The organism is Comamonas odontotermitis (assembly GCF_040396735.1).
Classification (GTDB): Bacteria; Pseudomonadota; Gammaproteobacteria; order Burkholderiales; family Burkholderiaceae_C; genus Comamonas; species Comamonas odontotermitis_C.
Genome location: NZ_JBEBNZ010000008.1, coordinates 108,544 through 134,575 on the forward strand (window position 1 = coordinate 108,544; position 26,032 = coordinate 134,575).

21 protein-coding genes are annotated in these 26,032 nt (G+C 63.4%); 8 read left to right on the forward strand and 13 right to left on the reverse strand.

Annotated elements, in window-relative coordinates; all coding sequences use genetic code 11:
* Window positions 1–4: 4 nt before the first annotated feature.
* The 6 genes from ACH2DG_RS09665 (at window position 5) to queC (ending at window position 5,916) form a co-directional block, all read left to right on the forward strand.
* Window positions 5–1,384 carry an MmgE/PrpD family protein gene (locus ACH2DG_RS09665; protein WP_395025761.1) on the forward strand — a complete coding sequence of 460 codons (1,380 nt, stop codon included), beginning with the start codon at window positions 5–7 and terminating at the stop codon, window positions 1,382–1,384.
* A gap of 50 nt (window positions 1,385–1,434) precedes the next feature.
* A complete protein-coding gene (locus ACH2DG_RS09670; RefSeq protein WP_395025762.1) occupies window positions 1,435–2,430 on the forward strand; it encodes a tripartite tricarboxylate transporter substrate-binding protein in 996 nt (331 codons plus the stop codon).
* Between the two features lie 92 nt (window positions 2,431–2,522).
* Window positions 2,523–3,401, forward strand: coding sequence for an HpcH/HpaI aldolase/citrate lyase family protein (locus ACH2DG_RS09675; protein ID WP_395025764.1), 879 nt, complete (start codon window positions 2,523–2,525; stop codon window positions 3,399–3,401).
* Between the two features lie 82 nt (window positions 3,402–3,483).
* The gene (locus tag ACH2DG_RS09680) at window positions 3,484–4,344 is read left to right on the forward strand and encodes a hypothetical protein (protein ID WP_395025766.1); all 861 of its coding nucleotides are present in this window, start codon (window positions 3,484–3,486) and stop codon (window positions 4,342–4,344) included.
* A 199-nt stretch (window positions 4,345–4,543) separates the two neighbouring features.
* Entirely contained in the window at window positions 4,544–5,215 is a 672-nt protein-coding gene (locus ACH2DG_RS09685) for a 7-cyano-7-deazaguanine/7-aminomethyl-7-deazaguanine transporter (protein ID WP_395025767.1), read from the forward strand.
* Window positions 5,212–5,916, forward strand: a complete 705-nt coding sequence (gene queC / locus ACH2DG_RS09690) for a 7-cyano-7-deazaguanine synthase QueC (RefSeq protein ID WP_395025769.1) — start codon at window positions 5,212–5,214, stop codon at window positions 5,914–5,916. The genes ACH2DG_RS09685 and queC overlap by 4 nt, the downstream gene beginning before the upstream one ends.
* Window positions 5,917–6,026: 110 nt before the next feature.
* Here queC and ACH2DG_RS09695 read toward each other — a convergent pair whose 3' ends face one another.
* The 4 genes from ACH2DG_RS09695 to ACH2DG_RS09710 all read right to left on the reverse strand — a co-directional run bounded on the left by ACH2DG_RS09695 (window position 6,027) and on the right by ACH2DG_RS09710 (window position 11,149).
* Window positions 6,027–7,019, reverse strand: coding sequence for a tripartite tricarboxylate transporter substrate binding protein (locus tag ACH2DG_RS09695; RefSeq protein ID WP_395025770.1), 993 nt, complete (start codon window positions 7,017–7,019; stop codon window positions 6,027–6,029).
* Between the two features lie 32 nt (window positions 7,020–7,051).
* Window positions 7,052–8,626, reverse strand: coding sequence for a class I adenylate-forming enzyme family protein (locus tag ACH2DG_RS09700; RefSeq protein WP_395025772.1), 1,575 nt, complete (start codon window positions 8,624–8,626; stop codon window positions 7,052–7,054).
* Window positions 8,627–8,654: 28 nt separating this feature from the next.
* The gene (locus tag ACH2DG_RS09705) at window positions 8,655–9,608 is read right to left on the reverse strand and encodes a Bug family tripartite tricarboxylate transporter substrate binding protein (protein WP_395025773.1); all 954 of its coding nucleotides are present in this window, start codon (window positions 9,606–9,608) and stop codon (window positions 8,655–8,657) included.
* 233 nt (window positions 9,609–9,841) lie between these two features.
* Window positions 9,842–11,149 (reverse strand): Glu/Leu/Phe/Val dehydrogenase, encoded by a 1,308-nt coding sequence (locus ACH2DG_RS09710; RefSeq protein ID WP_184705103.1) that lies wholly within the window; start codon window positions 11,147–11,149, stop codon window positions 9,842–9,844.
* A gap of 225 nt (window positions 11,150–11,374) precedes the next feature.
* Here ACH2DG_RS09710 and ACH2DG_RS09715 point away from each other — a divergent pair, with 225 nt between their 5' ends.
* The gene (locus ACH2DG_RS09715; protein WP_395025775.1) at window positions 11,375–12,157 is read left to right on the forward strand and encodes a fumarylacetoacetate hydrolase family protein; all 783 of its coding nucleotides are present in this window, start codon (window positions 11,375–11,377) and stop codon (window positions 12,155–12,157) included.
* Window positions 12,158–12,250: 93 nt separating this feature from the next.
* Here the strand turns inward: ACH2DG_RS09715 and ACH2DG_RS09720 are convergent, their stop codons facing one another.
* The 9 genes from ACH2DG_RS09720 to ACH2DG_RS09760 form a co-directional block, all read right to left on the reverse strand.
* The gene (locus tag ACH2DG_RS09720) at window positions 12,251–12,994 is read right to left on the reverse strand and encodes a hypothetical protein (protein ID WP_395025776.1); all 744 of its coding nucleotides are present in this window, start codon (window positions 12,992–12,994) and stop codon (window positions 12,251–12,253) included.
* 26 nt (window positions 12,995–13,020) lie between these two features.
* Window positions 13,021–13,902, reverse strand: a complete 882-nt coding sequence (locus ACH2DG_RS09725; protein ID WP_395025778.1) for a YaiO family outer membrane beta-barrel protein — start codon at window positions 13,900–13,902, stop codon at window positions 13,021–13,023.
* Window positions 13,899–15,101 carry a non-hydrolyzing UDP-N-acetylglucosamine 2-epimerase gene (gene wecB / locus ACH2DG_RS09730; protein ID WP_395025779.1) on the reverse strand — a complete coding sequence of 401 codons (1,203 nt, stop codon included), beginning with the start codon at window positions 15,099–15,101 and terminating at the stop codon, window positions 13,899–13,901. Before wecB ends, ACH2DG_RS09725 begins: the two co-directional genes overlap by 4 nt.
* Complete coding sequence (locus ACH2DG_RS09735; protein WP_395025780.1) at window positions 15,098–16,987, reverse strand: polysaccharide deacetylase family protein; 1,890 nt, start codon at window positions 16,985–16,987, stop codon at window positions 15,098–15,100. The genes wecB and ACH2DG_RS09735 overlap by 4 nt, the downstream gene beginning before the upstream one ends.
* An 11-nt stretch (window positions 16,988–16,998) precedes the next feature.
* Complete coding sequence (locus tag ACH2DG_RS09740) at window positions 16,999–17,985, reverse strand: hypothetical protein (RefSeq protein ID WP_395025781.1); 987 nt, start codon at window positions 17,983–17,985, stop codon at window positions 16,999–17,001.
* A complete protein-coding gene (locus ACH2DG_RS09745) occupies window positions 17,982–18,935 on the reverse strand; it encodes a polymer-forming cytoskeletal protein (protein ID WP_395025782.1) in 954 nt (317 codons plus the stop codon). Before ACH2DG_RS09745 ends, ACH2DG_RS09740 begins: the two co-directional genes overlap by 4 nt.
* The gene (locus ACH2DG_RS09750) at window positions 18,928–20,361 is read right to left on the reverse strand and encodes a glycosyltransferase family 2 protein (RefSeq protein WP_395025783.1); all 1,434 of its coding nucleotides are present in this window, start codon (window positions 20,359–20,361) and stop codon (window positions 18,928–18,930) included. The genes ACH2DG_RS09745 and ACH2DG_RS09750 overlap by 8 nt, the downstream gene beginning before the upstream one ends.
* 154 nt (window positions 20,362–20,515) lie before the next feature.
* Window positions 20,516–21,490: a Bug family tripartite tricarboxylate transporter substrate binding protein gene (locus ACH2DG_RS09755; RefSeq protein ID WP_395025784.1), complete on the reverse strand. Its 975-nt coding sequence runs from the start codon at window positions 21,488–21,490 to the stop codon at window positions 20,516–20,518.
* A gap of 133 nt (window positions 21,491–21,623) precedes the next feature.
* On the reverse strand, window positions 21,624–22,394 hold the full coding sequence (locus ACH2DG_RS09760) for an enoyl-CoA hydratase (RefSeq protein WP_395025785.1): 771 nt from the start codon (window positions 22,392–22,394) through the stop codon (window positions 21,624–21,626).
* Window positions 22,395–22,574: 180 nt separating this feature from the next.
* Between ACH2DG_RS09760 and ACH2DG_RS09765 the strand changes: the two genes are divergently transcribed.
* A complete protein-coding gene (locus ACH2DG_RS09765) occupies window positions 22,575–25,946 on the forward strand; it encodes a mechanosensitive ion channel domain-containing protein (protein ID WP_395025787.1) in 3,372 nt (1,123 codons plus the stop codon).
* Window positions 25,947–26,032: the final 86 nt, after the last annotated feature.

Below are 26,032 nucleotides of genomic sequence, written 5' to 3' on the forward strand. Positions count from 1 at the left end.
AACCATGACAACACCCCCCGCAACACCCACGCCCGCGGCCCAACTGGCCCGCTTTGCTGCCGAGTTGAAATACAGCGACATTCCCGAGGCAGTCATCCAGAAGACCGAAGACCTGTGGGTGGACTGGTTTGGCTCTGCGGTTGCAGGCCACAATGCACGGCCGGTGGCCAGCATCACCCGCTTCGCACTGGCCATGGGCCCGCAGCAAGGACCGTCCGAGGTAATTGGCCCGCAAGGCGCCACCAGCAGCCCCTACCTGGCTGCCATGGCCAATGCGGCCGCGTCGCACGTGGCCGAGCAGGATGATGTGCACAACGGCTCGGTGTTCCACCCGGCGGCCGTGGTGTTTCCGCCTGCCGTAGCCGTTGCGCAGGCGCTGGGCAAATCGGGAAAGGATCTGCTCACTGCCTGCGTGGCGGGGTACGAAGTGGGCATCCGCGTGGGTGAATTCCTGGGTCGTTCGCATTACAAGATTTTTCACACCACGGGCACGGCGGGCACCCTGGCGGCTGCGGCGGCTGTCGGCCATCTGCTGGGGCTCAATGCGGCGCAGATGTTGCACGCCTTTGGTTCTGCAGGTACGCAGTCGGCGGGTCTGTGGGAATTTCTGCGCACGGCGGCCGACAGCAAGCAACTGCACACTGCGCATGCGGCTGGCGCGGGCCTGATGGCGGCCTATTTGGCACGCGATGGCTTCACGGGTGCGGCAGACATCTTCTGCGGGCCGCAGGGCATGGCTGCGGGCATGTCCACCGACAGCGACCCGGCCCGGCTGATCGACGGCCTGGGAACACGCTGGGCCACGGCGGAGACATCGTTCAAGTGGCATGCATCCTGCCGCCATACCCACCCTGCCGCAGACGCGCTGCTGCAGGTGATGCGCGAGCACCAGCTGAAGGTGCCCGACATTGCGGGCGTGGTGACCCATGTGCACCAGGCTGCCATCGATGTGCTGGGGCCCGTGGTCGATCCGAGCACGGTGCACCAGAGCAAGTTCTCGATGGGAACGGTGCTGGCCCTGGCTGCACGCCATGGCTTTGCGGGTCTGACCGAATTCGACAACGACTACCGTGCGCAGGACACCATGGCGCTGCGCGACAAGGTCAGCATGGTGCTGGATGCCGAAGTGGACACCGCCTACCCACGGCGCTGGATCGGCAAGGTGACGGTGACTACTACCGATGGCCGCACGCTGCATGGCCGTGTCGATGAGCCCAAGGGCGATCCGGGCAATACCCTCAGCCGTGAAGAGCTGACGGACAAGGCGCTGCGCCTGGGCGCGTTCTGCAAGGAAGTGCCTGCTGCACAGATGCAAAACGCCGTACACAAATTGTGGAAAGTACGGGATTGGACCAGGGTCGAAACCTTGCTGCAAGCCGTATAAGACAACAAGCAGGCCATGTACCTGCCACACCCGATAACCGAGGAGACAAGATGCGCTATTCGTTGCTGAAGAAAACTGCAGGCGCGGCCCTGCTGGCCTGTGCGGGCCTCGCCATTCACAGCCAGGCCCTGGCCGAAGACTGGCCGACCAAACCGGTGGTGATGGTGGTGCCATATTCCGCCGGGGGCCCAACCGATGTGGTGGCGCGCATGCTGGCCATTCCCATGGGCAAATCGCTGGGCCAGACGGTGGTGGTGGAAAACACCGTGGGTGCAGGTGGCACGATTGCCCCCGCCCGTGTGGCCCGTGCCAAGAACGACGGCTATACCATCCTGATTCACCACATGGGCATGGCTACGGCGCCTGCGCTGTACAAGAAGCTGCCCTATGACCCGCTCAAGGATTTCGAATACATCGGGCAGGTGCTGGATGTGCCGATGACCTTGCTCTCGCGCAAGGACTTTCCGGCCAGCAATTTTCAGGAACTGCTTGCCTACGTGAAGGCCAACCAGGACAAGGTGTCTCTGGCCAATGCGGGCATCGGCGCCGTCTCGCAGTTGTGCGGCATGTTGTTCATGCACCAGATCGGTGTGAAGCTCACCACCGTGCCCTACAAGGGAGCCGGCCCCGCGATGAACGATTTGATGGGTGGGCAGGTGGATCTGCTGTGCGACCAGACCACGCAGACAGCGCCTGTCATCAAGGATGGCAATCGCGTCAAGGTGTTCGGCGTGACCACGCCGCAGCGTCTGTCGACGATGCCCAATATTCCCACGCTGGATGAGCAGGGCCTCAAGGGCTTTGATGTGAAGGTGTGGCATGGCATGTACGCGCCCAAGGGTACGCCTGCCGAAGTCATCAACAAGATCAATGCGGCGCTCAATGTGGCCTTGAAGGACCCGGTGGTGGTGCAGCGCATTGCTGACCTGAGCAGCGAACTGGTGGCACCCGACCGCGCTACGCCGCAGAGCCTGAAAACCTTGCTCGAATCCGAAGTGAAGCGCTGGAACACGGTGATCCGCGCTGCAGGGGTGACTGCGGAGTGAGCGGATTCTGATCGCCAATCGCCGGGGCAGCCTGGGGCTGCCTTTTCGATCCGAATCTGCGAATGGTGTGGGTTGTGTAATGTTGATTTGCTATGAAATTTGAGAATCACCCCTTGGCCAGTGCCACATCGTGGCTGTTCGTTCCGGCCAGCCGCCCCGAACGCATTGGCAAGGCCCTGGCCAGCGGTGCCGATGCAGTGATCGTGGATCTGGAGGATGCAGTGGCGCCTGCCGACAAGGATGCGGCACGGAGAGCATTGCTGGGTGTGATGCAGACCTTGGCTGCGCCGCAGCGCGCACGGGTGCTGGTACGCATCAATGCGCCAGGCACCCAATGGTTTGATGGCGATGTACGGGCGCTGCGCGAGCTATGCCAGCAGGGCTGTGCAGGCGCCGTTCTGCCCAAGGCCGAGGAGACTGCTGCACTGGCGTTGCTGGCTGATGCGGTGGGCGGTGGCGGTGTGGTGGTGCCCATCATCGAATCGGTGTGGGGGTTGCATTGCATCGACACCATCGCACAGGCGCCCAAGGTGCTGCGGCTGGCATTTGGTCATCTGGATTTTCAGGTGGACGCGGGCATGGCCTGTGCCGCTGATGAAACCGAGTTGGTGCCAGTGCGGCTTGCGGTGGTGCTGGCATCGCGCCGTGCGCAATTGCCCGCGCCGATCGATGGTGTCACGGTCAACACGCAAGACGGTAGCGTGGTGCGGGCTGACGCCGAACGCGCCGTGCGCGGCGGTTTTGGCGGCAAGTTATGTATCCATCCGATGCAGGTGACCGAGGTGAACGCCGCCTATACCCCAAGCGGCGCACAGCTGCAATCGGCGCAACAGGTGCTGGCTGCGGCAGAGGCTGCGCAAGGCGGCGTCTGCGTGGTGAATGGCCGCATGGTGGATGCGCCGGTGATTGCACTCGCGCACAAGACGGTTCTTCGTCACCAACTGGCGACACGCCGCGCTGAAACGGTCTGACACGTTCTGCCTGCGACCCGCCGATATACTCGCTGCAAGATGGCGCTGTGAACCGACAGTGCCGAAAACGCAGGAGTGAAACATGTTCAAACACACCATTACCGCTGCCGCACTGGCCGTGACCGGCATGGCCCATGCATTTGTCCCCCAGGGAGGCACCTGGATCATCAGTGATGAGTTGAACGGTGCGCCCGGTCGGGGTTTTGCCATCGATGTGCAGAACGACACGGTAGTGATGCAGGTCTATGCATACGAACGCAATGGCCAGCCGACGTTCTACATGGCCACCGGCCACCTGGGCGACAACAATATCGTGGACGCCCGCCTGGGCCGCTATGAAGGTGGCCGTTATCTGGGCAGCGGGCCGCAAAGCGGTGTCGAGCGGGGCAGCCCGGGCAATGTGCGCATCCGCTTCATCAGCGGTACCCAAGGCTTCATCACCTTGCCGGGTGAGCCCGAAAAGGAACTGAAACGCTTTCAGTTTGGCTATGACAACAGCCCGCAGGCCCTGTTGGGCCTGTGGAGCGCGGTGTACGCCAACACGGCAGGGCTGATCGAGCATGACCCCATTGAGCTGACGCGCGTGACGCAGGGTTCGTCGTACAGCACCGGGATGGCCGTGTCGTATAACGGCCTGTTTGCCTGCGAGCAGATGATCCGGGGCACCGATGCTGGCAAGACGCAGTGCGTCAAATTCCGCAGCAGCACATCGAGCGATACAGTGCGCTCGTTCGTGATGACCTGGAGCGTGAACCAGGGAGAAGGCAGCTGGCGCTTCAGCAATGGCTCGGATGAGGGCGCAGTCTATGCCAACCGTCTGACGCAGGGATCGGGGCGCATCACCGGTATTCTGCGCAAGGTGCCTGCCGAGGCCACGCCAGAGCAGGCAAACAATGACGCCGCGCTGCGTGCAGCGCTGGAAGCACTGGCCGCTTCGCGCTGAAAGCTGCCTCCCATGCCAAGCCCCGGCTCTGCCGGGGCTTTTTTCATGGTGCGGTGGTTCTGCCTGGGGCAACTACGCAGCTGCCGCCGTCGGTCGCGCTGAGTGCGATGCGGGGAATAGTCCTGGCCGCTACAATAACGGCCTCATTATTTGTCGTCCCAATGGGTTCCCTCGCCCCCATTCACCAAAAAGGATTGCCATGACACCCGTTCAGGCATCGCCATCGCGCGTGCCGCTTTACCTTCCCCTCCTGGTGGCGTTCCATATCGCCATCGTCATCGCCAGCAACTACCTGGTGCAGTTGCCCATCACGCTGCTGGGATTTCATAGCACCTGGGGGGCGTTCAGCTTTCCATTCATCTTCCTCGCGACCGATCTGACGGTGCGCCTCATTGGCAAGGGGCCGGCACGGCGCGTCATCGCGCAGGCCATGCTGCCGGCGTTGGTGGTTTCCTACGTTGTCGGCGTGCTGTTTCATGAGGGGCGCTTCAACGGAATGGATGCCCTGTTCGGTTTCAACAGCTTCGTCTTCCGGATTGCATTTGCCAGCTTTGCCGCCTATGTATTGGGGCAGCTGATGGACATTCAGGTGTTCGACCGCATTCGCCAGCAAAGCCGTGCATGGTGGCTGGCGCCCGCGGCCGCTTCGGTGTTCGGGCAGGCACTGGATACGGTGGCGTTTTTCTTCATTGCCTTCTGGCGCAGTGACAACGCCTTCATGGCCGCGAACTGGGTGGAGATTGCCATGGTCGATTACGTCATCAAGCTCGCTGTGAGCCTGCTGCTCTTCGTGCCTGCGTACGGCGTGCTGCTGGCGGCCATCGTCCGCAACATGCGGCAGGGTACCGTACCTGCGGTGGCAGCGCCATGAATTCGTCACGGCGAGCGCTGGTGCTGTTTTCGGGCGGGCAGGATTCGGCCACCTGCCTTGCATGGGCGTTGTCGCGCTATGGGCATGTGGAAACCCTGGGCTTCGACTATGGCCAGCGCCACCGTGTCGAGCTGGACTGCCGCACCAAGCTGCGCGAGGGGTTGCTGGCCATGCAGGCACAGTGGACAGGGCGACTGGGCGATGACCATCTGCTGCATGTGGATGTGCTGGGCCAACTGGGCGCCAGTGCCATGACGGATGACGTAGCCATCGCCATGCAGGCCGACGGGCTGCCCAACACCTTTGTGCCAGGGCGCAACCTGCTGTTCTTCACCCTGGCTGCGGCACTGGCTTACCGGCGTGGGCTGGACGTGCTGGTCGGCGGAATGTCGCAGACGGACTACTCGGGCTACCCGGATTGCCGCGACAACACCCTCAAGGCGCTGCAAGTGGCATTGAGCCTGGGTGTGGACCGGCCGTTGACCCTGGAAACCCCGTTGATGTGGATCGACAAGGCGGAGACCTGGGCGCTCACGCACGCGCTGGGTGGCGATGCACTGGTGGAGCTGGTGCGGCGCGACTCGCATTCCTGCTACCTGGGGCAGCGAGAGCAGCTGCACAGCTGGGGTTATGGTTGTGGAACGTGCCCCGCCTGCCAGTTGCGCGCCCGGGGGTGGGAGCAGTGGAACGAGCTGTCTTGAGCGGGAAGCTGCGAGGCGGAAATCTGCAGTTTTCTGTGCCTGCTGTGAATGGATGAAAAGATGCCCTGTGTAGAAACAGGGCGTTTTTCTTTTGCGGTAGACGCAGTCGTTCAGTCGACCCGCGCGCCCGTGGCCTTGACCACGGCTGCCCACCGGTCGATTTCGCGCTGAATGTGCGTGCCCAGCTCCTGCGGCGTGGAGCCCACAGGCTCATAGCCGCTGGCCGCCAGCTGCGTCTGTACCTGCGGGTTCTTCAGCGCCTTGGCAATTTCCTGGCTCAGTTTGGCGGTGATGTCGGCGGGTGTGCCCGCAGGTGCAATCACGGCATACCAGCCGGTGATGTCGAAGTCCTTCAGGCCTTGCTCCTGCACCGTTGGCACTTCGGGTGCCAGCGCTGACCGCTTGGCGCTGGTGACCGCCAGGGCATGCAGCTTGCCACTGCGCACATGCGGAATGGAGGTGGAAATGCTGTCGAAGGTCAGGTCGATATCGCCCGCCAGCATGGCGTTGACCACGCCCGCGCTGCCCTTGTAGGGCACATGCGTCATCTTGATCCCTGCGGTGCTGGCAAACAGCTCGCCCGCCAGGTGGCCCGTATTGCCATTGCCAGCCGAGCCAAAGGTCAGTGTGCCAGGGTTTGCCTGCGCGGCCTGGATCAGCGCAGGGATGTTCTTGGCTGGCAGTTTGCTGCTGCCCACCACGATCATCGGCAGATTCGCCACCAGCGAGACCGGTGCAAAATCCTTGCGCGTGTCGTAGGGCAGTTTGGGGTAGAGGCTGTCGTTGATGGCATGGGCGGCCAGCACCATCAGCACGGTGTAGCCGTCAGGCTTGGCGCGTGCCACATACTGCGATGCCAGGGTGCCGCCTGCGCCAGGTTTGTATTCCAGCACCACGGATTGGCCCAGCTGCTGCTGCAGCTGCATGGCCAGCGGCCGGCCCAGCAGGTCGGCGCTGCCGCCGGGCGGGTAGGGAATGACCAGCTGTATGGGCTTGCTGGGCCAGTCTGCAGCGTGGCCCAGGCCGGGCTGCAGCGAGCAGGCGGCGAATGCCAGGCTGGCGAGCAGTGCGCGGCGCATGGTGGAAGGGCGGGGGTGGTGCATCCGTGTCTCCTGGGCCATCGTCAATTGAGAGGTCATGCAGCGCTGGTGTGCGTGCGGGCATACAGTTCGCGCAGCTCGCGCTTCAGTACCTTGCCGATCTCGCTGCGGGGCAGTTGTTCGGCCAACACCACGTCAGCCACGCGCTGGGTCTTGCCAACGCGGCTGTTGAGCCAATCCTGCAGCGCCTGTGCCGCAGGCCCCGTGCCTGGCTGGGCCACCACATAGGCCACGGGGGTTTCACCCCAGGCGTCCGAAGGCACGCCGACCACGGCGCATTCGCGCACCTCGGGGTGCTGCAGCAGTACGCTTTCAATGTCGCTTGGATAGACGTTGAAGCCACCGGTGATGATCATGTCTTTCTTGCGGTCGCCCAGCACGATGAAGCCGTCTTCATCCAACTGGCCGACATCGCCGCTGCGTATGAAGCGCTCGCCGCTGGCGCTGAACCATTCGGCTTCGCGGGTCTTGTCGGGCAGGCGGTAGTAGCCCGTCATCATGCCCGCAGAGGCGCCGACGATCTCGCCCAGGGCGCCGGACGGTAGCTCGTTACCCTGCTCGTCGATGAAGCGGATATCGGCACCGGGGCCGGCACGCCCCACGGTGTGCAGCTTGTCCGGAAAGTCGTGGCAATGCAGCTCGCAGCGCACGCCGCCTTCGGTCATGCCGTAGTACTCGATCAGCTTGCCAGGCCAGCGGCGCAGCACCTCGGCCTTGAGCGAGGCCTTGAACGGCGCACTGGTGCAGAACTTGTTCTGCAGGCGGCTCAGATCGGCTGCATCGAATGCCGGGCAATCGAGCAGGCGCTGGTACTGCACCGGCACCAGCATGGTGTGGGTGGCATGGTGCTGCTGGGCCAGTTGCAGGTACTGGGCCGCGTCAAACTTGCGCATCAGCACCAGGGTGCCGCCCAATGCGAGCGTGGGCAGGGCTGCCACCAGGGTGGTGTTGGAATACAGGGGCGTGGCGCACAGCGAGACGGCGTCGGGCCCATAGCCATTGGTGACGGCGCGTTGCACATGGGACCAGCGCATGCCCCAGCTTTGCACGATGCCCTTGGGCACGCCGGTGGTGCCCGATGAGTAGATCAGGTTGAAGGGCCAGTCAGGTTGCGGCGCAATGGGGGCGGGCTGCACATCAGCGGCAATGCCGTGGAGCCATGCAGACCAGGACATGCCTGCCTGCGGTGCATCGTCCAGCGCAATGCATTGCACCTGGGTGCTTTCCTGCACCGGCCATTGCGCTGCCACTTCGGCATCGCGCAGCACCAGCCTTGCTTCGGAATTGGCAAGCATCGCGCTCAGATGCGCTGCCGTGGCGGAAGGCGCGAGCGGCGCCACGACCACACCGGCACACAGGGCTCCCAGGTAGGCCAGCACATAGCGGGGCGAGCTGCTGGCGCAGATGGCGACGACATCGCCTGGCTGCAGGCCCTGGCGTTGCAAGGCGCATGCCACCTGGCGCATGCCTTGCGCCACCTGCGCGTAGTTGAGCTGGGTGTCGCCCAGGACCAGGGCGGTATGGGTCGGGCGCTCTTTGGCGTTGGCCTCCACCATGGCGGGAATGGAGCCAAAGGCCTGGGCCAGTTGTTCGGATACGGAAGCAGTCATGACAGCAGAAGAAGAATGGAGGGAAGGATCAGTCCAGCGAGAGGTTGGCGGCCTTGACGATCTGCGCCCAGTTCTTGCGCTCCTGCGCAATGAAGGCGTCGTGCTCGGCAGCGCTTTCGCCACCTGGCACGCCGCCCAGCTCGGCAAACTTGCTGCGGATCTCTGCGGTCTGCATGGCGTCGTGCGCCACCTGCTGGATACGGTGAACGATGACGTCCGGCGTCCCTGCGGGTGCCAGCAGGTCGAACCACGCCGTCACGTCCATCGGCACCCCGGCTTCGCGCATGGTGGGAACATCTGGCAACTGGGGCGAGCGCTCCTTGCTGGTGATGGCCAGTGCGCGGAACTTGCCCGATTTGATGTGCGGGATGGAGCTGGGCAGGTTGTCGATCATGAAATCCGTCTGCTTGCCCAGCAGGGCAGTCACGGCAGGTGCTGCGCCGCTGTGCGGCACCAGGGTCACATCCAGCCCGGCTTTCTGGCGGAACATTTCGGTGGACATGTGTGGTGACTGTCCGATACCCGAGGTGGCCGCAGTCAGTGGCTTTTGCTTGCCCCAGGCAATCAGCTCCTGCACGTTCTTGACCGGCGTTTCGGCGTTGACGACCAGGATGTTGGGCACCGAGATCACATTGGTGATGCCACGCAGGTCCGTCTCCTTGTACTGCAGCTTCTTGTACAGGCTGAAATTGATGGCCACCGGGCCGATATTGCCCATCAGCAGGGTATAGCCATCGGGCTTGGCGCGGGCGACGAACGCGGTGCCAATGCTGCCACCGCCGCCGGCCTTGTTTTCCACGATCACACTGGTTTTGAGCGCAGAGCCCATCTTCTCTGCCAATACGCGGGCGGCGATGTCGGTCGTGCCGCCTGCGGCTGCCGGCACGACGATGGTGATGGGGCGTTCGGGCCAGCTGGCCGCCAGCGCCATCAGTGGCGACAGCAGCAGGGCTCCAAGGGCGTGGCGGCGCAGCATGCGCATGGCAGTCTCCATATTTCTCGGTAGGGACCCACCATACGGAACCTGGCCCCGATGCGTGATGGGGTTTGCCTGCAAAACCACACCCAGAGGCTTCGCACTTGCGAAAGCCATGCTTCAAGCGACTGGAAGCATCGCCGGCGCGCGGCAGCAGCAAGCTCCCAGTTTGGTGGGCCGCATGGCTGCAACGAAAAAGCGGCCCGAAGGCCGCTTTGCTGTATTGAAGAACCCTTGCTTTATGGGTACAGACCGCGCATTTCGCGTGCGTGCAGAATACGGCGGCAGGCGATGATGAAGGTCGCCGTACGCAGCGATACCTTGTTCTCCTGGGCCACTTGCCATACGGCGGCAAATGCCTCCTGCATGATGCGCACCAGGCGGGCGTTGATCTCGTCCTCGCTCCAGAAGAAGCTGGAGAAATCCTGCACCCATTCAAAGTAGCTCACCGTCACGCCACCGGCGTTGGCGATCACGTCTGGCAGCACCAGCACGCCCTTGTCGGTCAGGATGTCGTCGGCCTCAGGGGTCGTCGGGCCGTTGGCGCCTTCGATCACCAGCTTGGCCTTGATCTTGCCAGCATTCTTGGCGTTGATCTGGCCTTCCAGTGCGGCGGGGATTAGGATTTCGCAGTCCACAGACCAGAAATCGTCGTTGGCCATCTTGTCGGCGCCCTTGAAGCCGCCTACGCCGCCGGTATTGGCCACGTGTTCCAGCACGGCTGGCACATCCAGGCCCTTGGCGTTGAAGATGGTACCGGTATGGTCCTGCACGGCCACCACGATGGCGCCAGCTTCGGCAAACAGCTTGCCTGCGGTGCCACCCACGTTACCAAAGCCCTGCACGGCAACACGTGCACCCTGCAGCGCCAGGCCGGAGAGCTTGGCAGCTTCCACGCCTACGGTGAACACACCACGGCCGGTCGCTTCCACGCGGCCGAGCGAGCCACCCAGGTCGATAGGCTTGCCGGTGACCACGCCGGTTGCGGTGGCGCCGGTGTTCATCGAGTAGGTGTCCATCATCCAGGACATGATCTGGCCGTTGGTGTTCACGTCTGGCGCAGGAATGTCCTTGGAAGGGCCGATCAGCAGGCCGATCTCGCTGGTGTAGCGGCGGGTCAGGCGTTCGAGTTCACCCTTGGACAGGGTCTTGGGGTCGACGCGGATGCCGCCCTTGGCACCGCCGTAAGGCACGTTCACGGCGGCGTTCTTGATCGACATCCAGGCAGACAGGGCCATCACTTCGGACAGCGTCACATCCTGGTGGAAGCGCACGCCACCCTTGCCAGGACCACGGCTGAGGTTGTGCTGCACGCGGTAGCCTTCGAAGTGGGCGATGGTGCCGTTGTCCATTTCAATCGGCACATCCACGATCAGCGCGCGCTTGGGGCGCTTGAGGGTTTCGACCCAGCGGGCCAGCGAGCCCAGGTAAGGAGTGACGCGATCGACCTGTTGCAGGTAGATGCCCCAGGGGCCCAGGTGCTTGGGATCCAGGTACGAAGGCAGCGGATGGTTGGAGGCTGCTGCGGGGGTGCTGTTGGATGTCATACGATCCATGCGGTTGAAAAGGTATGCATAGCTTAAATTCTCTCCCCCCGTCTTGTCCAAGGCCGGATGATAGGCGTGAAATGCAATATATGCATAATCATGATTAAAAAATAATCATCAAAAACAAGAGCTATCAGTCCCTACGATATATGGGATTGAAACCTGTTTGATTGATATTTCAAAGTGGCGTTCGCCACCATATAGTTTTTGAAAGTTTTCCTCACCATGCCGCACTTCGATTCGCCTCTCGCTTTTGCACCGACCGATCTGGCGCATGCCTTGCAACATGCCACCGTCTCGGGCCTTGCGCTGGATGCTGCCGTATGGCCGCAGGTACAGTCCGCAGCCGATGTGCTGGGCGTGCACCAGGCGCGGGCACATATGTGGGGCGACACGGAGCGCGCACCCCTGCACTGGAAGAGCGGCGGCGCAAGCCGCAGCCAGCCGTTGTCCCATGCGCCGCTGCCTCCTCAAGGCGTACGCGGCACTGACGCGGATCTCAAGGACATCCCTTTTCTGCTGCGCGGGGTGGAAGCGGAGATAGCACTGCGCATGGGCCGCGATGTGGATGCCGACGCTGCAGCGCGCCTGGACGAAGCGGACGCCGTCGCACTGGTGGACGCAATGGCTGTCAGCATCGAGATCGTCGATTCGCGCTGGCAGCAGCAATTGCAGGCGCCCGAAGCACTCAAGGCGGCCGATCTGCTATGCCATGGTGCCCTGGTGCTGGGCGAATGGCAGCCCTATCACGCGCGGGATTGGGCGTTGCAGCGCTGCGCCGTGCAGGTGGGCAGACAGCCATGGGTGGAGCGCCAGGGCAGCCATTCGCTGCAGGACCCTGCCTGGCTGCTTTCGCAGTGGCTGCGTCATGCCACCCGCCATTTTGGCACCGTGCAGGCCGGCACGGTGGTGACGACCGGCAGTTGGTGCGGTTTGCTCCTGGCGGCAAAAGGGGATGCCATCCGCGTGCGCTTCGATGGCATCGGCGAAGCGGCTCTACAGCTATGAGAAAAGCACCGATTGCCGAAGTGATGTGAGGTGGCTGTGCCTGGGTTGGCAGTTTCGGGTGCTGAATGCGCTGGTGCGTTGCAGCAGGGGCGCTCAATAGTCCGGCGAGGGCGCCAGGCTCATGAACAGTCCGTAAATGCCCAACTGCCCCACAATCTGCGGCAGAAAGCTGAACAGCATGTACAAAGGCACCGCCACCAGCAGACTGCATTGCTGTGCCAGCCAGGCCAGGGACGCCGCCTGCAGCGGAATGCTGACGACCAGGAACAGCAGCCCAGCGAGCGTGGCACCTATCTTGTACAGCACCGGCATCGGAAAGATGTACAGCACCAGGGCATGCACGGCCGGCAGCAGCCACAGCATGGCCAGGCCCATGTCCAGGATGTTGTCTGCCAGCAGGCGATTGACATCACTCACGGCGAGGGCCGGGAAGAACTCATAGGACAACAGGCCGACGATCGCCAGAACGGCAACGATGCGCAGGCCGTAGATCAGTGGCAGGCGCTCCCGGGACAGGAGCAGCGAAATGGCCATCAGGGCGGCGGATATACCGGCCCCCAGCCACCATTGCAGGAGACTGGGGGGCGGCACATAGAAACGCGTGCGCACCACTTCGACGGACAGCCACAGGAAGGACACGACAGAGGCCTGCACATCGCTCGCATCCCCCAGGCCCAGGTGCGGCCACGCCCATGCCAACACCTGCGACCACAGCTGCACCGCCAGCGGCGCACCCCACCACAGCACCAGCCAGAAAACGGCCAGCAGCAGCACAAGCTGGATGGCGTGTTGCCAGGTCCAGATATAGCTTCTGAGCCCGCGATGCTGACGGGTCATGCGAAGGTGTGGCACGTTGCTGGGTCCTAGAAATCAAAGAAAAGCGCGGCGCTCAGTCCCTTGCGGTTGTAGTAGGGGTTGCGATAGAACTGCCCGCCCACGACGTATCCCCAATCCTTTGCCAGCCACTGGCGCCACTGCAGGCTGAGTTCGGTGGATTGAAAGCCGACATGGTTGCCGCTGTCGGCGATGGCGCCGGTGGGCAGATAGCCTTCCTTGCCATGGTCGATGCGCGCCGTGAAATAGTGCTGCTTCTCGGTGCCCAGGGTCAGCGCTGCAAAGCCGCGAAAGCCATCGACCGCACCGGGGTTGGACTTGTTGTAGACCACGCCGCCTTCGGCAACCCATGCATTGGTGGAGTAGTACGCCACCGATGCGGTGACGCCGGTGTCGCGATGGACGCCGTCACGGCTGGCAGATTTCATCAATGCCAGGCCGGTGACCCACTGCTGGGTGTCGGTCCATTTGCGGTAGATGGCAATGTCACCCCGGTACTTGTTCTGAAAATCGGCAGAGCCCGCGCTGGCGCCGACGGACATGTACCACCAGGGCGACAGGGTATGGGTCAGCGACAGGGCGCCGACCGTGCCACGCTCGTCGAAGTGGCGCTGGCTGGACAGATCCCAGTTCAAGGTGGTTCCGGGCTTGAGTCCTATATGGCCACGGACGAACTGGTCGTTCCAATTGCTGTTGCCACCCGTCAGCGTGGAATACCCCATGCCGACGTCCACCCGGCCACGGCGCCCGGGCTCGAAATCAGCGGGTGGTGCTGGCGCTGGCGCCGCTTCGGGCGCCGTGGCTGTGGGCGCCGCAGCTTCGCCTTCTGCGGTCTGGGCGGATGAGATGCCGGGCATCCACAGACTGGCTACGCTCAGTCCCACGAATGCAAGGGTGGTGAGATGCTTCATAGTGATCGGTTGTTGGGGGTTGCGGCAGGAGCGTTGTGCAGGTGTCTGTGCAAGACGGCGGCAATCTGGGCGCCGCTGGTTCCGTCGCCAAAAGGATTGGCCTGCCCTTGGGTGGAGGCAAGGCCGGGTAGGCGACCATCGGCCAGAACGCTGGCTGCAGCCGACACGATACGCAGCGGGTCGGTACCGACCAGCAATCCGCCGCCGCAGGTAATGACCTCCGGGCGCTCGGTGACATCGCGCATCACCAGCAAGGGCTTGTGCAGAGACAGCCCTTCCTCCTGAATGCCTCCCGAGTCGGTGAGCAGCAGGTTGGCGGCATCCATGATTTCTACCATGGGAGGATAGTCGAGCGGCGCGGTGAGGCGCCAGCGTTGCTGGATATCGGGCGTGCTGGCGGCATGGACGGCGCGCACGCTCTGCTGTACCAGAGGGTTGAGGTGCAGGGGCCAGATGACGGCGGCATCCGGGCATTGCTGCAGCAGGGTGGCCACGGCACTGGCGATCTGTTCCATGGGCGCCCCCCAGTTTTCGCGCCGGTGGGCGGTGACCAGCACGAGCTTGCGCAGGCCGCTGTCCAGAAACCACTGGAAGTCCGGGTTGGCGATGGGCTGGCCCGCCAGACGCTGGGCGCGCACATGCTGTGCCGCCAGCAGTACGGCATCCACCACGGTGTTGCCGACGATGGAGATCGTGCCCGGTACATTTTCCTTTTCCAGGTTGCTGCTGGCCTGGGCAGTCGGCGCAAAGTGCCAGTGGCTGACGCGACCGATCAGGCTGCGGTTGATTTCTTCGGGGAAGGGCTCATCCATGCGTCCCGAACGCAGACCCGCTTCCACATGGCCCACGGGAATCTGCAAAAACGCGGCGGCCAGCGCTCCCATGGCAGCGCTGCTGGTGTCACCGTGCACCAAGGCGGCTGCGGGCTGCAGGCGGGAGAGCTGCGTGCCGATGGCCGACATCAACTCGCTTGCCAGGGCCGGCAAGGTGGGTACTTCGCGCTTGAGACGGATGATTTCCTCTGGCTGGATACCGAAGAATTCATACAGCGGCCAGGCCATCTCTTCGTGCTGCCCGGTATGCAGCACATGGGTCGGTATGCCCTGTTCGCGCAGTGCGAGGACGACAGGTGCCATCTTGATGATTTCGGGGCGGGTGCCCATGATGGCTACAACGGATGAGCGGGTGGGTGATGTCATGGAAGACGGTGCAATACCATTATGAGTTGTTGGCCGGCTTTTGCGCGCACCAGCCAGGTCTGGTCTGTGCCTTGCACATTCGCCTCCCCGGACTGTATCTGGACGCCGGAATACCGGGCTTTGGGAATCGACCAGGCCATGGAGGCGAGGGATTGGGGATGGGAGGCCGTCAGGACGTCGTCGTCGCCCTGCTCCTGCAATGACCACTGCACCTGCGCCCGGCTGCTGAGAAAGTCGGCAGCTTCGGTCATCGATATGAACTGGCATTGCGCGCGGTCTGCACAGCCCTGCATGGTCTCTATATACGCCTTGACGGCCGGCAGGTAGCTGACGGCGCCGATGGGGTGAAAATAACTCAGCCGGATGGTTCGTGTCTGTTCAATGAACCGGGCAAGCTGCTGCAGCCATTGCCCGAATTCATTGACGGACATGTGCTGGAACGAGGCCTCTTCGGCCGACGCCACCTGGCCATAGGTCAGCACGGGGAATGCCCAGGCATCGGCGACCTGTCGAAACCCCAGCCACAGGCGGGTCGGTGGCATGCCCACGCTGCCGGAGGTGTAGTAGGCCTGCACCCCATGGGCAGACATCCAGTCATACACCCACAGGGGCTGGTTGCCGGTCGGCGCGGAGTATTCCTTGGGCTCCTGGCCGCCGTTGGCCTGGGTCACGGCCTGGTTGTTCAGATCCAGGTATTGCTCGAAGTCGTCACCATTGCGGTCGTTGGCATTGGCGCCGAAATAGTTGTGGATCCATCCGCCATGGTTGCCGATGGTGTGGCCCTGGTTGCGCAGCTTCTGAATCATCTCCTGCGCGTCCTGGTTGTGTTCAAGGTCCATGCCCAGGCCATCGCCTTCCCGGTTCACATCGGGGCCGGCAGTGAAATGCATGGACTGGTGGCCATGGTCAAAGATGCCCTCATCCTGCAGGGTATGCAGAAAGCCGATGGCCTTGCGGTCATCGTTGTGCCAGTTCAGGACCAGGGAGCCAATGCCATCGGGCGTAGCCAGCAGTGATGGCTGCCGGGCCATCTCGCTGGAGAAGTAGGCCAGGAACCCATGAAGAAAAATGCCGTCGGTACGTTCGAGCAGGTAGGTGAGGGGAAGGTTGACGAACATCGCCTCGCCCTGGCCCCAGCGGTGAATGCTTGCCACCACGTTGCCGTCGGCAGACTGGAGCAGGATGCGTGGTGCCGCAGGGCGGTCTGTCTTCAGGACCGCAAAGCGCTGGGAATCCTTGGTATAGCCTGCAACAAAGGTGTCGAACTGCGGGTTCGCGCGCGCCAGATCGGATGCGGCAATCGATGTCAGGCTGGCCGCCGCCTTGGCATTGAGATAGCGGCCTGGCGGTATGCCCAGGGCTTCCATGGTGGAGGCAGAGCCCATGATTTCGTCATAGTCGGACAGGTTCTCCTTGTACTGGCCGTAGTCGCCATAGCGCACGCCCAGCATGGCGGAAAAGCGCGCCTGCCCGGGGCTGTAGTAACCGCGTTCGTCCAGCAGACCCCCATCCTGCACCACCATGGCCTTGCCACCGGCATGCACCACGTCCATCAGCGTCTGCGCGGCGGCGTCGGATATGCGGCGGTGGAATGTATCCGGAATGATGACGGCTTGCTGAGCTGCCTTGGCGCCATAGTTCACCCCACGCATCCAGGTGCTGATGGACAGCGGCGTCAGAAGCACGCCGCGCTCTGCGGCCGCCTGTGTCCAGATGCTGACTTCGGGCGCATCCATGGCCATGGAGTCGGGGATCAGCAGGGTAAGGCTGCCATAGCGCTCACTGGCGTGGCGGCTGGACATCTGGTGCCAGGCGACGGCTGCCAACACACAGAGCACGGCGACGGAGGCTGCCAGCCATTGTTTCCAGGACAGGGACTTCGTCATCGGCTATGCGCTCACGGAGTGGCTGCAGGCAGCGCGCTGGCGCATTGCTTGGCAATGCCCAGGTGTGCCAGGGACCGATCGACCATCGCATCCAGAACGGTCCAGCCGGTCTTTTCCTGAAACGGCCGCAGGGACGCGCGCCAGCATGCGGCTTGCAGAGGTGCAGACTGGCGCATGTTCCATGCAACCAACCCCCAGGCATAGCGATCACCGCTGCGTGCAAGCCAGGTATCGCGGTGCTGAGCCAGCCACTGGGCGGTTGCGTTGTCGGATTCCCTGACGGGCAGGATGCCGGTGTTCCACAGATAGGCGCTGGCCAGCGTATGGGGATAGAACTGGACCTGGGCATATTCCGGAATGGCGGGCTTCCATTGCTGGCCTGTCCAGAACTGCTTGCGGATGGCCGCCGCCAGCTGGTTGGCAGGCCCTGCGGCGTGCATGTCCGACCGCAATGCCTCATACACCTCGATGTTGTCCATCAGGTAGTACAGCTCGGTACCCGGGAAGACTCTGTAGAGCTGGCTCTGCGGGTTGCGCAGGCTGGCCAGCAGTCGCTGGCTGGCCGCAATGGCCTGCGCTGCTGCCCGTCGCTGTGGGGCTGGAACCCACGCCTTTTGCAACCCCATGTTCAGCATCTGGATCGTGGTGGCTGCCATGGAGTCGTCGGCATCGGCCGCCATGCAGTTGCGCCATGTCTTGTCGGCCTCGCGGCAGAAACGGTCAAAGCCGCCATCCTTGCGCTGTCTGGGAAGCAGCCATTGAATCCATTGCGCAAACTCGGCCTGCAGCGGCGCGCTGGCCTGCATGGAAATGATGAAGCTCTTGTTGATGAAGTAGGGGTCCACCACCGGGCTGCCCAGTGTGGTGTAGTAGGCACCGTCGCCGGTCGCAAAGGCGCCGAGGGCCGGTGGCTCCTCCGCGCACGCCATGCCTGCTGCCCCCATGGCAAGGCCAAGAGCGACGGAAGTGCGGGCGAACAATGCATGCAACAGCTTCATAACACCACCTGACCTGAGCGTACGGCAGACATGCTGCCATAGACGCGAACGGATGCCAGCAGCGCAATCGTCCATGCGGACACACTGCATGGCACCTGCTTGCTGCCGACCTGGCTGTTGGGCCCCAGTTGCAGGTGCTTGCCTGCACACAATGGGCCCTCGATATAGTTGTTGCCCAGCGTATCAATGTTGTCCAGCGCGAACAAGGCACCCTTGACGCAAGCTCCTTTGGCCAGGGTGATGCTTCCATGCACCTTGACATGGCCCGTCACCACCGCCATTTCCTCGACCCGCAGGTTGCCAGTGACCACCAGCCCGCCCTGAACCACGGTGCCCGCCGGTATCTGCAGGTCGCCATGGTGGCGTTGCTGAACGACAGTCAGGGGCATGCCGTCGCCCAGGCTGTCCAGCGGAAAACCCAGTGACCGCTTCAGCGGCCAGGTGAAGATGCAGGTGGCCGACAGGCGCTGGAAGCGGCTGCCGGGCGAGAGAACGATATTGCGTACGGCGCTGCTCAGGCGTGCCAGATGCACCGGGCCCAGGCAATGGATGTTGTTGGCGTGGAGAAAATGCAGCACCATGCTGTTGGCCTGCAGCTCCACCGTATCGCTGGAGATCAGTGCCTTGATCTGAGCGCGAAACCCCAGCACCACCGAGTGCATGGTTTTGGCCATCAGGCGCGTCTGCCCCCGCGGGATGACCAGTTGCCCACGGTCGTCCCGCTGCCATTGCGCAGTGCGCGGCATCTCTTCCAGCACAGGCAGTTGATCGAGCATGCGCAACGCAGCATAGTCGGTGCGGCCATTGTCGAGATGGTCGATTTCCAGAGCGCCGGCGTCGCTGCGCGAATACAGCTCCCGCAGCGCGGGGTACAGCGGAATCAGGAAGACCGCCGCTGTAACGAGTAGCCATGTGACGCCAAACAGCCAGGAATGCGGAACCTCACTCACTGGTTGCCTCTTGCAGCGGCGTTGGCGAGGTTTGGCGGTAGCGCACGGTCTTGTCCCATTTGAACTGGCGCTTCAAGAGTCTGTCGAGCACCAAACCATCGAGCGTGGCCTTGGACACTGCAATCATGCTGACCACAAAGCCGGTCAGCAGCAGGGGCAGCAGGCGCAGGCGCCGCTGATGGCCATCCAGGTGCACGGCAGCAGCCACTTCGAAAAAGGCCGCAAAATTACCCACGCATGCAAAGCCGGTGGTGATCAGCAGCATCAGCAAGGCGATATTGACATTGGCATCGATGCCGTAACCTGTGACCGTCACGATCAACGCCAGGACCCAGCCAATCAGCAGGATGGGCGACATCAGGAACACCCCCAGCAAAGCGAGGCCGTCGACGCGTTCCATCATCGTCAGGCTCTTGCGTGTGACCATCTGCTGCCAGAATTTGGCCAGCACCTGGTTGTGGCCCTTGGCCCAGCGGCCAATCTGGCGAAAGCGCACCGCCCAGCTCTCCGGTACTTCCTCGTAACATTCGGCATAGCCCAGGTACGCGGTCTGCCAGCCCTTGAGCAGCAGGCGATAGGTGAGATCGGTGTCCTCGGCCAGCACATTGGGCGTCCAGCCGCCAACTTCTTTCAGCGCACTGAGGCGAATGCCGCCTACGGTGCCGCCATACTGTGCAACCGCGCCAATGTTGTAGCGCGCCTGCTGGTCCACCTGGTAGCCGCCCGAGCGCTCCAGATCGAGCAACCGCGTCAGCAGGTTGACACCTGCATTCTGCGGTACCACCCGGCCCATGACGGCGCCGATTTCGGGGTCCAGGAAAGGGGCGACCAGCTGCTTGATGATCTTCTTGCCGGGCAGGTAGTCCGCATCGAAGATCACGATCAGCTCGGACTGGCCCTGGGCCTGAACGATGCTGGTGGCGTCGGCCAGCGCTGCCGCCTTGCCGGGAGGGCCGTCCTGGCGGTGGAAAAGCTGCAGGCGGCCCGGGTTGCGGTCTGCATAGCTGTCGATGATCTGGCGCGTTCCATCGGTGGAGCGGTCGTTGACCGGCATGATGGTCAGGCGATCGCGCGGGTAGTCCACGTTCAGCAGCGCCTCGATGCAGCCGGAGATGACGGCCTCTTCGTTGTGCGCGGCAATGAAAACGGTGATGTGCGGCCAGTTGGCCTGCTCGATCCCGGCGTAGATGGGGCGCTGCCGCGCGAACAAGCGGTTCAGTGTGAAGGCGTAGTGCCGAAAGGTGTAGAGCGCCTCCAGCGCCACGATGACGAACAGCGCGGCCAGGCACAGGCCCAGCACCCACCCCAGCCAGCCGTAGCTTTGACCCGCCGCCCCAGATTGGGCGTGGGCCAGTATCGGCAGCCCGCCTATGGCAAACGCAAAGGCTTTTCCTACCCCAAATTGTGTTGCTATATGTTTCAGCACGGCATTGATAGAAGAATACTCTCTGAATGAGAGTTGTGATTCTATCAATCAATTGTCAAAAATAAATAGCTATTTTCTAATCATCCATAGGGAATTGGCTTTTATTGACATTGATTCCGTGCTGAGGGTTATGAAAAGGCGGTGATTGATATGGTTACAACTTGATTCCCGCCTGCGCGATGATCTTGGCATTGGCTGCACTTTCCTTGCGCAGCAGCTCCGTGAACTCGGCGGGGCCCATCTTGAGTGGCACGTTGTCGGTGCTGCGCATCAGCTCCTGGATGCCGGGCTCGTCGAGCTGGGTCTGTATGGCCTTGGCGAGTTGGGCCACGATGGCAGGCGGCGTCTTGCCGGGCGCCATGAAGCCGAACAGCGACGTCAGATTGGCCTCGGGCACGCCCAGTTCCGCCAGCGTCCTGGCCTGGGGTTGGTTGGGCGCGCGCTGGGGCCCGGTGGTGGCCAGCAGGCGCAGTGTGCCTTGCTGGAGCAGGCCGTTGATGGTGCCAAAGGGATTGCCCAGCATGATCTCGAAGTGCCCGCCCACGGCATCGTTCACGGTCTGGCCTACACCTTTGTAAGGCACATGGATCATCTTCGCGCCTGTTCTCGCCTGGATCTGCTCGAGCATGATGTGGCCTACCGAGCCGATACCGGACGTGGCAAAGCGGATCGTTTCGGGCTTGGCCTTGGCCTGCGCGATCAGGTCTTCCCAGCTTTTGCCGCTGAAGGCAGGCGTAGCCAGCACATAGACGGGGGAGTACATCATCGGCGCAATGGCGGCGATCGAGGTGGCCGGCTCATAGGCCAGCTTCATCAGATGGGGCGACAAGGTGAGCGGGCTGATGGCCGACAGCGCCAGGGTGTAGCCGTCGGCTGGCGCACGGGCCACATCGCCCATGCCCAGCGTGCCGCCGGCGCCGGCCTTGTTGTCCACCACCAAGGCTTGGCCCAGGGCCTTGCCCAGGTTTTCGCACAGCTTGCGGCCCACGCTGTCGGTCACGCCGCCTGCGGCATAGGGAATGACCACGCGGATCGGCTTGGTGGGGTAGGCATCGGCAGCGAAGCCAAGGCTTGGCGCTGCGCCAAAGGCGCCGAGCGCGGAGAAGGAGAGAAAGTGGCGGCGTTGCATGGATCGTCCTTTTGGGAAAGCAAAAACCTGCGCGGCAATGCGCTGCGCAGGTTTTCGAGGCGGTTGTGTTGAAATGCTATTGTTTGTATAGCTGCTTGCGCAATTCATGTTTGCGCTAGTGCGATATTGAGCGCTAGTGTTTGGCGCCAAAGCTCGCCATGTAGGCCTGGGGCTCGCCGGTCTTGAAGGCATTGGCGAACTCCTGCACACTGTCGTCAATGGCTGCGTCGATGGACTGTTTTTCCCACGCGCGCAGCATGCGCTTTTGCTGGCGCAGGGCCTGAGGGCCATAGCTGGCCAGTTGCCGGGCAAGGCGCTCCACTTCTTCGTCTAGGCGATCGGGCGCCACCACATGGTCGAGCAGGCCCCACTGCAGCGATTGCGCGGCATCGATGTTGTCGCCGGTCAGCAGCAGCCACTGCGTGCGGGCAGCGCCAATCAGGCGGGGCAGCAATGCCGCGTGGATGACGGAAGGGATGCCCACCTTCACCTCGGGCATGCCACATTGCACCCGGTTGCTGGCCACGCGGATGTCGCAGGCGCAGGCGAGTTCCAGCCCGCCGCCCAGCGTCCAGCCCGGAAGGCGTGCAATGACGGGGGTGGGAAACTGGCGTGCGGCCTCGCACACTGTGCGCAGGCGCGTGATGAAGGCGGCTGCGTTGTCAGCATTCAGGCCGCGCATCTCCTTGATGTCGGCCCCAGCGACAAAGGCCTTGTCGCCACTGCCGCGCAGCACCAGCACGCGGATGCGCTCATCTTTTGATAGTGCATCGAAGGCCTGCGCCAGATCAGTCAGCACCGGTGACGACAGGATGTTGAGGCTGCCCGCATTGCGGAAGGTGAGGGTGGCAACGCCGTTGTCCTCAAGGGAGGCGTGGGCGTGGTGGAGATCAATCAGGTGCATGCTGGCATTGTGCAAATGCAGCGAGCCAGCGGCCGTCCCGCCAGGGACATAAGAGCACACACCACGTGCGGGCTGCCAAACGACTCAGGATATCAAGGGATGCGAGGTCGCCCGCCACTGGGCGCAGGCCGCTCCTGAATCCCAGGCGAAAAGCCGGTGGCTTACCGATACACTGTGCCGATGCGAGCCTCCCTTCCGTCGATTCCTGCCCGATTGCGTCTGCCGCGCACTGCAACACGCCGGTCATGGGTGCTGTATGTGCTGCTGGTGCTGTGCGCATCGCTGCTGCCCCTGGCTGGCGGCTCGGCGCAAACCTTGCCTTCACTGGGAGGGTTGGCCATGGGCAAGTCAGGCAGCAGTGGCTCGGAGGAGGAGCGCGCCCTCCAGGCACAGCGGGATGCGGCCAAGACCGCCGAACAGGAAGCCGACGCGCTGGCGCAGTCATTGGAGCGCCTGCGCAGCCGTGTGCAGACACCCGCCCCGGGATTGCCGGCGCCGCTGAGCGACATGGAGCTGGGCCAGATGCTGGCGCGTTGGGAGGAGCGTGTTCCCGCCAATGCCAGCCAGGAAGTGCTGGAGCGCCTGCTGACCGACGAGCGGGAAGCCATTGCTGCCCTCAAGACCGGTATCGAGAAAACGGCAGCCGAGCAGGCCAATCTGGTGACGCAACCTGGCACGGGCCGCACCGATCTGGCCACACTGCAGCAGCGGGTGCAGGACAGCGCACTTCCCGTGACGGCAGAACCCGGCGAATCGCCTGCGCTGACCCAGGCGCGCCAGTTGCGGCGCAGTGCCGAGCACCGGCGTGACACGCAGGAGCTGGCCTTGCGCCAGGAGGAACAGGCCACCATCGAGACCCGGCAGCGCCTGCTGGATGCACAGTTGCAGACGCAGCGCCGGGAGCTGCTGGAGCGCACACCACGCGTGGCCTGGCTGAACCAGCGCATTGCCGAGCGCAGTCGCCAGCAGCTGGAGCAGCAGGTGCAGCAAGCGCAGGCAGCCGAAAGCAATGCCGCAGATGCAGCGCCTGCCATCCGCGAACTGGCCCAGCAAAACAGCAGCCTGGCGGCCCAGATCCTGGAGCACACCAACAGCCTGGTGCAGGAGCGCCAGGCACTGGCCGCCGACGAATACCGCCAAGGCCAGCTGGCATCAGCGCTGCGCGATACACAGGCACGGCTGCGCTTGGGCGGCAGCGCATCGGTGGGCCAGTGGTTGTGGAAGCAACGGGTAGCGCTGCCCACCGCCAACACCATCCAGGCGCGGCGCAAGGCCACGCAACGGGAACTGGCCGAGTTGCGCCTGTCGCTGTTCAATGCGAGCGAGTGGCGCTTCAACCTCAATGGCATGGCGGCCAGCTCTGGCGGCGCTGGCGCGGGAGCGAGCGCAGGCAGCATTGCCCAGCGTTCGGCCCTGTGGATCAAGCAGGCGGCGCTGATCGACCAGCTTCAGCCGCTGCTGTTGCGGCGCATTGCGGTACTGGAGCAGACCGACGCCGCGCTGCAGGCCACGCTGCGCAGCGGCAGTGCGTTGCGGCAAGTCATGGACAAGGAACTGTTGTGGTTCCCGAGCCACCAGGCCATGGATCGCGCCTGGCTGGGGGAATGGCGCACCGTGCTTCGGGGCGCGGAAGACGTTGGCGTGGACCAGGCGGGAAGCGCGTCACCATGGAATACGGTACGCGTACTGGGCGCAAGCATTCTCCGCAATCTCTGGGTGTACGCCGGCATCTTTGCGGGCGTGCTGGTGCTGCTGGGCCTGCGCCGCTATGCGTTGCGGCAGTTGCAGGCCATTGCGGTGCGGGTAGACGATTTCTCGCAGGACCATTTTGGACTGACCTTGATCGCATTGGGCTGGAGCCTGCTGTACGCGCTGCCCTGGAGTTTTGCCACTGCCGCGCTGGGCGTGCTGCTGCAATCGGCTGGCGCGCCTGCGGCGCTGGAGCCGCTGGGCCAGGCGCTGGAGCAGTTGAGCGATTTCGTCTTTCTGGTCACCTTGCTCCATGTGTTGTTCCGCCCCGGCGGGTTGGCGCTGGCGCACTTTGGGTGGCATCGGGAACGCGTGCAGGATTTGCGCCAGATGGTGTTGCGGGCCACCTGGCTGATTGTGCCAATCGAGCTGCTGGGCGGCATGGCATTCTTCAGCCACGACGATTCGGCCATTAGTACCTGGGGGCGGCTGTGCCTGCTGGTGCTGACGGTGGGGCTGGCGTGGATTGCCTTCCGGTACCTGCGGCAAAGCGTCCGGAAGCGGCGTCCCGGTCTGCGCTGGGGCCAGGTGGTGAGTGTCGCGGTGCTGCTGGTGCTGGCGGGTACGCTGGCCGGGCTGGTGCTGGGTTACGTCTACACCGCGACGGAGGTCATCCAGGCATTGCTGAGCAGCTTCGTGTTCCTGGCTGCGGCCGAGGTGCTGGTCAGTCTGCTGCGGCGCTGGCTGCTGCTGGGCGAGCGGCGGCTGGCGCTGAACCGGCTGCGTGCCGCGGCTGTCCAGACGCATGCGGGCGGCACGGCAACTGCAGCCGACACGCCGGGCAAGGCGCCTTCCGATGAGCAAAGCCAGATGGCCCTGGTCACGGTGAGCACGCAGGCCCATCGGCTGCTGGGCCTGCTGCAGCGGGTACTGGTGGCGCTCAGCCTGGTGTACGCCTGGTCGCCGGTGCTGCCCGCGCTGTTGCGGTTCGAAGGCGTGGTGCTCTGGTACACCACCAACACCGAGGCGGGCGGCGTTACCCGCTCCGCTCCCGTGAGTTTGATGGATCTGTTGCTCGGCATGCTGATCCTGCTGTTGACGTTCAGCCTGACGCGCAACCTCCCAGGCCTGGTGGAAGTGGCGTTCTCGGCCTCGCTGCGCCTCAGCAGCTCTGCCCGCTACACCATGGCCACGCTGGCGCGCTATGCCATCACCATTGCAGGGACGGTCAGTGCGCTGACATTGCTGGGGCTGCGCTGGAGCCAGTTGCAGTGGATGGCCGCCGCGTTGACCGTGGGCCTGGGTTTTGGCCTGCAGGAGATCTTTGCCAACTTTGTCTCGGGGCTCATTCTGCTGGTGGAGCGGCCTTTCCGCGTGGGCGACATCATCACCATCAACCAGCACACCGGCACGGTGACGCGCATCCGCACCCGGGCCACCACGGTGCTGGATTTCGACAACCAGGAAATCGTCATTCCCAACAAGACCTTCATCACCGGCCAGGTGACGAACTGGACGCTGAGCGATGATGTGACACGTCTGGTCATCGATGTGGGTGTGGCCCACGGCAGCGACCCGGCCCAGGTGCAGAGCCTGCTGCTGTCCATCGCAGCCGAGCACTCCCTGGTGCTGCGCGAGCCGGAGCCCAACTGCTGGTTCATGGCGCTGGAAGGGCAGGGCCAGAAGTTCGAGCTGCGTGTCTATGTGGGCGCGGTGGGCGACCGGCTGCAGGTGCGCAACGACCTCAACCGCAGCATCAATGCCAAGCTGGCGGCAGCAGGCATTGCGATCGCGTTTCCGCAGATGGACATCCATGTACGCGACGTACCTCCAGGGGCCGTGGAGGGCGCGAAAGGGGCGTAGCGATTCGGTGCCTGCCCTGTTCCATCTGGTTTCCTAAAAAGAATAGCTGTCTGCGCTGATCGTTATTGGGTTGAAGGCATAAAACC